Raw genomic sequence first — 1,211 nt, 5'->3', positions numbered from 1 at the left:
CCCCACTCCCCACTCCCCCTCTTAGCAATGACAGTCGGAAAATCTCAATCTATACTTTCACTTATTCCCGGATTATCGGTGATGGATCGTTATATTATCACCGAATTAATCCCGCCATTTCTATTTGGGATGGGGATGTTTTCTTCCGTTGGGGTAACCATTGGTAGCTTATTCGATTTGATGCGTAAAGCTGTGGATGAAGGCTTACCCGCCACACTAGTCCTGAAAGTATTACTTCTCAGCCTACCCCAATTTATGGCTTATGCCTTCCCTACCTCAGTTTTACTGGCAACATTATTAACTTATAGCCGCTTATCCAGCGATAGTGAACTAATTGCTTTGCGAAGCTGCGGGGTGAGTATTTATCGCCTAGTACTACCCGCAATTATCCTGAGTTTGATTGTTACTGGAATGACTTTTGTTTTTAATGAATATGTTGTACCTGCGGCTAACTATCAGGCAACTCAGACTTTAGAGCAAGCATTAAATAAAGAAAAACCTTCATTCCAAGAGCGTAATATATTCTATCGTGAATTCGGGGATGTAGAACAGAGTAATGGAAATAAAGAAACCGTACTTAAACGTATTTTTTACGCGCAAGAGTTTGATGGGGAACGGATGAAAGGATTAACTATCCTAGATTGGTCAGAAAAAAGCATAAACCAAATAGTCACAGCCCAATCAGCAATTTGGAATATTGCTGAGAGTACCTGGGATTTTTTTGATGGGACTATTTATTTAATCGCTCCCGATGCTTCCTACCGCAATATCCTCCGCTTTCAACACCAAAAATTACAACTGCCACGCACTCCCTTAGATTTGGCAAATCAAGGTAGAGACTATGATGAAATGAATATTTCTCAATCGAAAGAACGTCTCAAATTAGAACTTCTAACTGGTGATGAACAGAAAATTAGAAAGTTACTAATCCGGATTAATCAAAAAATTGCCTTACCCTTTGCTTGTCTGGTTTTTGGTTTAGTTGGTGGCTCTTTAGGCAATAGCCCGCAGCGGACTAATAAAGCAACAGGATTTGGTATTAGTGTGTTGGTTATTTTTGTCTATTATATGTTAATGGCGGTTGGAGATGCTTTGGGGTTGAGTAACTATTTGCCTCCCGTTGTCGCTGCCTGGTTGCCAAATTTATTAGGTTTCGGCGCTGGGGGATTTTTGTTATTTAAAGCTGCACAATAATTCAAAGGGGCTAGGGG

Annotated in this window: 1 protein-coding gene; it reads left to right on the top strand. The window is 40.5% G+C overall.

Annotated elements, in window-relative coordinates; all coding sequences use genetic code 11:
• Positions 1 to 27: 27 nt before the first annotated feature.
• On the top strand, positions 28 to 1,194 hold the full coding sequence (locus NJ959_RS29795) for an LptF/LptG family permease (protein ID WP_254015375.1): 1,167 nt from the start codon (positions 28 to 30) through the stop codon (positions 1,192 to 1,194).
• The last annotated feature ends 17 nt before the right edge of the window (positions 1,195 to 1,211 follow it).

The sequence above is a fragment of the Limnofasciculus baicalensis BBK-W-15 genome, assembly GCF_024178385.1.
GTDB classification, from domain to species: domain Bacteria; phylum Cyanobacteriota; class Cyanobacteriia; order Cyanobacteriales; family Coleofasciculaceae; genus Limnofasciculus; species Limnofasciculus baicalensis.
Note: the sequence above shows the minus strand (reverse complement) of the source record. Positions and strands in the feature narration are given on the sequence as shown.

Bases quoted from the DNA above. Each gene is read 5' to 3' on its own strand.
- NJ959_RS29795 (WP_254015375.1), top strand. From the start codon at position 28: ATGACAGTCGGAAAATCTCAATCTATACTTTCACTTATTCCCGGATTA.